Source organism: Streptomyces sp. NPDC060198, assembly GCF_042728415.1.
Classification (GTDB): Bacteria; Actinomycetota; Actinomycetes; order Streptomycetales; family Streptomycetaceae; genus Streptomyces.
In genome coordinates this window covers 1-6,113 of the sequence record NZ_JBHWZJ010000398.1, presented here as the reverse complement: position 1 = coordinate 6,113, position 6,113 = coordinate 1, and the positions used below count along the sequence as shown (strand labels likewise).

The window sequence follows — 6,113 nt, the reverse complement described above, 5'->3', positions numbered from 1 at the left end:
CGGCCAGCCTTCCGACCGCGTCTTCCAGCACACCCTCCCGCTTGCAGAAGGTCAAGGTGCGCGCACTGAGGGTCGGACAGTCTCCCTTGAAATCAGATCGTGATCTGAGTAATCTCTGATTATGTCCATCGTGCGTCTGGACGCAGAAACGGAATCCGTCTCCTTCACCGATCTGTCCCGCAACCCCAAAGGTGTCGCGGCCAGAGCTGCTGCCCTGGGGCGGCTTCGGGTCACCCATCGGGACGCGCCGGACATGGTGCTGACCACGGCTGTACGCGCGGAGGGTGCGGAGGAGAACCTGACCACCGCTTCGCGGCTCTTCCTCGCACTGATGAAGCAGGATGACGGCGCCAGGGCGCTCCTCCTCGCCCTGCCCGAGGTGTTCCCCTGGGCGCGACACCTGGACGCGGAAGAGGTTCGGGCTTTCACCGTCGAGCTTCTCGAAGCGCTGTCGGACGCCGCCGAACTGGGGGCGGGAGAGGCTGTGCACCGCGCGATCGTCTCCTGGCGCGCCACAGCACGCATCAATGCCGATCCCGAGCAGCTCAGGGAATCGTTGCGTCCGCTCGACGGTGATGACCTCGGTCAGGTCGAGGTGCGTGGGTGAGCCCGAAGAAAGGAGACCGAGTGAGCGTTCCGCCCCTCAACGGGTGGAACGTCGTCTTCGGGACCACAGAGGCGGTGACGGGCTGGGAGGAACTGGGTCGCGTGGCCCTGCCGAGCGCGCATCGCTGCCTTGATGCTCTCCGGAGTGACCTCCTGACCCGGTCCAACTGGAATCGCCAGCATCAGTTGCGCGGCAGGCACGGCACCAAAGCGTGGAAGGGTTCCGACCTGGACCAGTGGGATTACGAGGTCACCAGCGGTGGTCGAGTGCGTTACCTGGTCAGCACGGAGACTGCCACCGTGATCCTCGTGTACGCGTCCCCGAGACACCCCAAGGACACCGAGTGAACCGTGGTCGCTCCGGGAACAGGGTTTTTTTTGAGCAGGTCCCGCACCCCGAAGCAACCGGGCGGCGCTCTTTTCGCGCCCCCTGTCAGACCGCCAACCGCTTGAGGCGGGTAACCGCCTCTTCCAGCACACCCTCCCGCTTGCAGAACGCGAACCGGACCTGAGTGCGGCCCGCCTCCTGGTCGTCGTAGAAGACGGAGTTGGGGACGGCGACGACGCCGGCGCGTTCGGGGAGGGCGCGGCAGAAGGCGATGCCGTCCTTCTCGCCCAGGGGGGCCACGTCGGTGGTGATGAAGTAGGTGCCCTGGGGCAGGTAGACCTCGAAGCCGGCCGCGCGCAGGCCGTCGGCGAGCAGGTCGCGCTTGGCGCGCAGCTCCTCGCGCAAGGCGGTGAAGAAGGCGTCGGGCAGGCGCAGCGCCTCGGCGGCGGCGTACTGGAGGGGCCCGCCGCTGACGAAGGTGAGGTACTGCTTCGCGGTGCGGACGGCGGTGACCAGGGCGGGTGAGCCGGTGACCCAGCCGATCTTCCAGCCGGTGAACGAGAAGGTCTTGCCGGCGGAGGAGATGGAGACCGTGCGGTCGCGCATCCCGGGCAGCGAGATGAGGGGCACGTGGTCCCCGTCGAAGGCGAGGTGCTCGTAGACCTCGTCGGTGACGACCAGGAGGTCGTGTTCGACGGCGAGCCGTGCGATGGCGGTGAGTTCCTCGCGGGTGAGGACCATGCCGGTCGGGTTGTGCGGGCTGTTCAGGAGGAGCAGCCGGGTGCGCGGGGTGATGGCGTCCCGGAGCGCGTCGAGGTCGGGGCGGAAGTCGGGGGCGCGCAGGGTGAGGGGGACGCGGACGCCGCCGGCCATGGCGATGGACGCCGCGTACGAGTCGTAGAAGGGCTCGAAGGCGATGACCTCGTCGCCCGGCTCCAGGAGGGCCAGCATGCTCGCGGCGATCGCCTCGGTGGCGCCCGCCGTGACCAGGACCTCGGTGTCGGGGTCGAAGGAGAGGCCGTAGAAGCGCTGCTGGTGGTCGGCGACGGCGGTACGCAGTTCGGGGACGCCGGGGCCGGGCGGGTACTGGTTGCCCTTGCCTTCACGCAACGCCCGGACGGCGGCCTCGCGGATCTCCTCGGGGCCGTCGGTGTCGGGGAAGCCCTGCCCCAGGTTGATGGCGCCGGTCGTGAGCGCGAGGGCCGACATCTCCGCGAAGATCGTCGTCCCGTGCCCGTCCAGCCTGCGGTTCAGCAGCGGCCTGGTGTTCATGTCTCCACCGTTCTCACTCGGGTGTCCGTCGAGCCTCTGGGGCCCATCCTGGCTCATCGGCCGCCCCGCGCGGCCCGCGCGCGGTCCGGGGATCTCAGCGGTGTGGAGGTGCCGGCGCCCCGTGCTTCCCGATCCGCGTCCGGTTCCCGCAGAACGCCGGCTTTCGCCGCGATGTCGCTCAGCAGTGCGTCCCGCAAGGCGTGCAGAGTCGCGATCTTGGAGACGAGGAGCTTCGCCGCTGCGTGCAAGGGCTCGACCGCGCGGTGGAACGAGGCCCGTGCGAACCGGTCCGGCCAGGTGATCTCCAGCCGCTTGAGGGCGAGGGCGGAGATCTCGCGGCCCTTCTCGCCCTGCGCGCGTCCCGCGACGTCGGCACTCCGGCTTCGGAGTTCGTGAAGGAGCCACCAGACGTCCGCGTCGTCGAGGGGCCGCACGGCGACGACGCTTCTGAGGGGTTTCGCCGGCCGGCTCGTCACGACGGTGTGCGCGTCGGCACCACGGGTGCTCACCAGGAGGGTGCCCGGGGGATGCGCCTCGCCCTCCCCGACCTGGCCGGACAGACGGAACCGATGGACGTGCGGGACCGGGAGGTCGTAGAGGTCCTTGGGCGCGACCACGTCGACGGTGGCATCCGAGGGCGACCGCGTGAGCGAGCGTTCGGAACCTTTGCCCGTCTTCAACACGGCTACTGCGGCGAGCGGTCGAGTATCCCGAGGGGACCCCGAGGACACCCGTTCGTCGTGGAGCGCGTCCGCCAGTCGCACCGCTTTGCGCGCTGTCTCCCGGTAGACGGAGGCCATCTCCTCGATGAGACCGAAGACCCGGTGGTAGGCGGTGACGGTGTCCGGCGGCGGCAGCGGAAACCACATGCGGCGGAGAGTGTCGAGGCTGGTCGTGGGTTCGACGTGTGCCGTCACGTCCTCGTAGATCCGAGCCTTGGCCGTGGGCGTCTGGAGCCAGATGTGCAGCCAGCGCACCACGTGCGGGTCCGCACGGACGATGCCGATCGACCTGGTCGCCGGCCATCCCGCGTGTTCCGAGGTGACCAGCGCGGAATCACCCACGCGTCTGACCAGTACGACGGCCAGGTCGCCCTCCCTGAGCGAGCGGACGCCGGGCTGTTCGTCCGCCACGGAGTCGTTGGTCCGCGGCGAGAGAATTCTGCCGTCACGTACGAACTCCGAGCCGACGATCCCTGGGGCTCGTCCGGTCTCGGCGCTGTCGACGCCACCGGTCGTGGTGTGGATACGCCTGTGGCCTTGCTCGAGCATGAGGGAGGTGGTCGGCCAGACCGCGGTGTCCGAGCCTCTCGGGTGGGTGACGGCATCCATCAGATCTCCTCCAACGCGTCAAGCAGACGGAGTTCAAGGTCGTGCATCCGGTCGAACTGATCGGCCAGTTCGAACTTGAGACGGTCGATCCGGTCTCGCGTGTCCTGCTCGGGGCTCGGGGGTTCCCACGCGTACGAAGTGGGCATGAGACTGAACCCGTTGTCGGCGATCTCCTCGCTGGAGCAGCTTCGGGACCAGCCGGTCCTGTCGGCGTACGGGGCTGCCGCGGCACCGTCCTCGAAGAGGCCTCGCCATGTCGCGAGGGTCTCCAGAATCAGTGCCGCATTCTTCCCTCCCAGCATTCGTGCCCTCGATCCCGGGACCGGCTCGAAGGCTCGCCGCGCGTTGATGAAGAGCACCTGTCGGCGGCGGTCACGAGTGCCCCAGCCCGGACGCGCGCTCTTGTCCTTGTTGAGCACCCACAGACAGGCGGTGTTGGTCCGGGCATGACCGAAGACGCGTGGAGGCAGTGCGATCAGGCACTCGACCTGGTCGTCCCGCAGGAGGCGTTCGCGGAGCCTTTGGGCGGCGGCCTGACGGGTGCCGGCCACGGTGTCCGCCATCAGGAAGGCAGCTCGTCCACCCGGGGCCAGGGCATGGGCGATGTGCTGGATCCACGCGGAGTTGGCGGAGCCCCGGGGAGGCGGGCCCTCCGGCCACCGGGAATCGACAGGAACCGGGGAAGCCGGCCGGCGGCGGTCGAGACCCGCGCCGGTGTACGGCGCCCAGTCGCGTTGGTTGAAGGGGAGGTTGGCCAGAATGATGTCGTGGAGCTCGGGTTCGGGCTCGGTGAGGCTGTCCCCGGGCGCCAGGAAGCGGGCCTCGATGGCCCGCAACGCCAGATTCATGGCCGCCACTTGTGAGGTGGGAGTGTGCTGTTCCCTTCCCTGCAGGGACAGGGCCGGGCTCACCCCGACGCGCTCGCTGACGTAGCGGTGGGTCTCGACCAGTAGTCCTCCCGAACCGCATGCCGGGTCCAGAACTCTGTGTCGGTCGTGGGGGACGACCGCGCCGACCATCAGGTGTGCCATGTCACGGGGGGTGAAGTAGCGGCTGCCGTCGGTCTGCGCAGTGGAGAGATCGCGTAGGCACTGGTCGAGCAACAGGCCGACCTGCCGGGTGGATCCGATGACCTCGATGAGGGAATGCAGCAGGGCGTCGGACGCGGCGGGGGGCACGGGCACCAGGCTCATCACACCCCTGTCGGAGTCCCGGGCTCCGAATGTGGGAAGGCAGTGGGCCAACGCCTGTCCGACAGCTCGATGGATTCCCGAATCGGGCCTGGCCGGCCGGCTCGACAGCCACGACCAGGTCGGCACACCGGGCTTGGAGACGCTGTGCGGGGCCCGGCTCAGGTACAGCAGACCGAGGACGAGCCGGGCCGCGTCAGGGGTGCTCATGAGCTTCGAGAGTTGCGCGAGGTGCTGGCGTACCTTCGCGAGCACCTGCTCGGGGGAGGAGGGGGCGGGGACCGTTCGGCGCCCTTGAGGGGCTTCCGAGCGGCTCATGAGCCCACCACACCCAAGGCGCCCATGACGACGATGAGGAGTGACAGGGCGCCCACGAAGGCGAACGCGCCGGCCCTGAGGGCCGCGGTGGGGCGCCCTCCGTCGATGACGGCCATGAAGCTGCCGGCCGCGGCGGCGAGAAGCGCCGCGAGGACCGCGATGATCACGTACATCAGTCTCAGTTGCACGTGGTTCCTCCTTGACTAGAGGGGACCTTTCACGGGTGGGTGCGTCGCTCGGTCCCCGGCTTCAGGAAGAACAGTAGGAGACGTGGGTCGCGAACCTCTTGGTGCACACTGTTTGGGATTTCCTCAGGCGGTGGACCGCAATTGACGCACCATGAGGGAGTGCACGCTGTTTGGGAATGTGTGGCTGCTTCCTGGGCCCGCTCGGACGTCGACCCACCGGGGGAGTGCCGCACCGGCGTCCGGGCGGAGGGTCGGGGCGGTGCGGACCGTTCGTGAGGGCATCCGGTGCGCGTGTCGACGGGATCGTCGGCTTCGTCCCGGGCGAAGGGCCTGTCGGCAAGCTCTGGAGTTGCTCAAGTCCGCTTTGGCGCGGAGAAGGCCGGGGAATCCAGTGGGCAGCCGGACAGGTCCGGTGGGCGGCGGGGGCCGCTCGGGGGACGGAAGGATGTGAGGGCGTGACGTACGTCCTGGTGGGGCTGATCGTACTGGCGGTGGCAGGGGTCGTCGTGACGGCCGTGAGGTGGTCGGGGAGGACCCGGCCGGCGTCCTCCGTGCGCGGAGGACGTGCGGGCGGTACCGCGGCGCGGGGCGGACCGCGCGGGTACTCGGTGCGCACGCCCAAGGCGCGTCGTTCGTCGTCGCGCAGGCGGTCGTCGGGGGACAACAGCTGGTGGGCCGGTGACAGCGGCGATTCGTCCGGCGGAGGCCACTCCGGTCACTCCGGTGGTCACTCCTGCGGCGGTGGTCACTCGTGCGGCGGCGGATCCTCGTGCGGCGGGGGCGGCTGCGGCGGCGGCAGCTGACGCGTGTGCGATGCGCCCGGTGAGTCCGGGTGGGGAAAGGGCGGGGTTCGGCCGGAGTTGATCAACTCCGGCCGAGC

General features: G+C 69.3%; 6 protein-coding genes. 2 read left to right on the top strand and 4 right to left on the bottom strand.

Going from position 1 to position 6,113, the window contains the following annotated elements:
- Nucleotides 1–121 precede the first annotated feature (121 nt).
- Nucleotides 122–607: a prevent-host-death family protein gene (locus ACFWEP_RS30215; protein WP_251145925.1), complete on the top strand. Its 486-nt coding sequence runs from the start codon at nucleotides 122–124 to the stop codon at nucleotides 605–607.
- A gap of 20 nt (nucleotides 608–627) precedes the next feature.
- On the top strand, nucleotides 628–954 hold the full coding sequence (locus ACFWEP_RS30210; protein WP_387374794.1) for a hypothetical protein: 327 nt from the start codon (nucleotides 628–630) through the stop codon (nucleotides 952–954).
- A gap of 85 nt (nucleotides 955–1,039) precedes the next feature.
- Here ACFWEP_RS30210 and ACFWEP_RS30205 read toward each other — a convergent pair whose 3' ends face one another.
- From ACFWEP_RS30205 to ACFWEP_RS30190, 4 genes are read right to left on the bottom strand one after another with little or no spacing between them, the layout of a single operon-like run.
- Nucleotides 1,040–2,206: a pyridoxal phosphate-dependent aminotransferase gene (locus ACFWEP_RS30205; RefSeq protein WP_387374792.1), complete on the bottom strand. Its 1,167-nt coding sequence runs from the start codon at nucleotides 2,204–2,206 to the stop codon at nucleotides 1,040–1,042.
- Nucleotides 2,207–2,259: 53 nt separating this feature from the next.
- Entirely contained in the window at nucleotides 2,260–3,537 is a 1,278-nt protein-coding gene (locus ACFWEP_RS30200) for a hypothetical protein (RefSeq protein WP_387374790.1), read from the bottom strand.
- Entirely contained in the window at nucleotides 3,537–5,045 is a 1,509-nt protein-coding gene (locus ACFWEP_RS30195; RefSeq protein WP_387374788.1) for an N-6 DNA methylase, read from the bottom strand. The genes ACFWEP_RS30200 and ACFWEP_RS30195 overlap by 1 nt, the downstream gene beginning before the upstream one ends.
- Complete coding sequence (locus ACFWEP_RS30190; protein ID WP_387374786.1) at nucleotides 5,042–5,233, bottom strand: hypothetical protein; 192 nt, start codon at nucleotides 5,231–5,233, stop codon at nucleotides 5,042–5,044. Before ACFWEP_RS30190 ends, ACFWEP_RS30195 begins: the two co-directional genes overlap by 4 nt.
- Nucleotides 5,234–6,113 lie beyond the last annotated feature (880 nt).

Excerpts from the sequence above, each read along its gene's own strand:
- ACFWEP_RS30215 (WP_251145925.1), top strand. The coding sequence starts at position 122 with ATGTCCATCGTGCGTCTGGACGCAGAAACGGAATCCGTCTCCTTCACC.
- ACFWEP_RS30205 (WP_387374792.1), bottom strand. The coding sequence starts at position 2,206 with ATGAACACCAGGCCGCTGCTGAACCGCAGGCTGGACGGGCACGGGACG.
- ACFWEP_RS30200 (WP_387374790.1), bottom strand. The coding sequence starts at position 3,537 with ATGGATGCCGTCACCCACCCGAGAGGCTCGGACACCGCGGTCTGGCCG.
- ACFWEP_RS30195 (WP_387374788.1), bottom strand. The coding sequence starts at position 5,045 with ATGAGCCGCTCGGAAGCCCCTCAAGGGCGCCGAACGGTCCCCGCCCCC.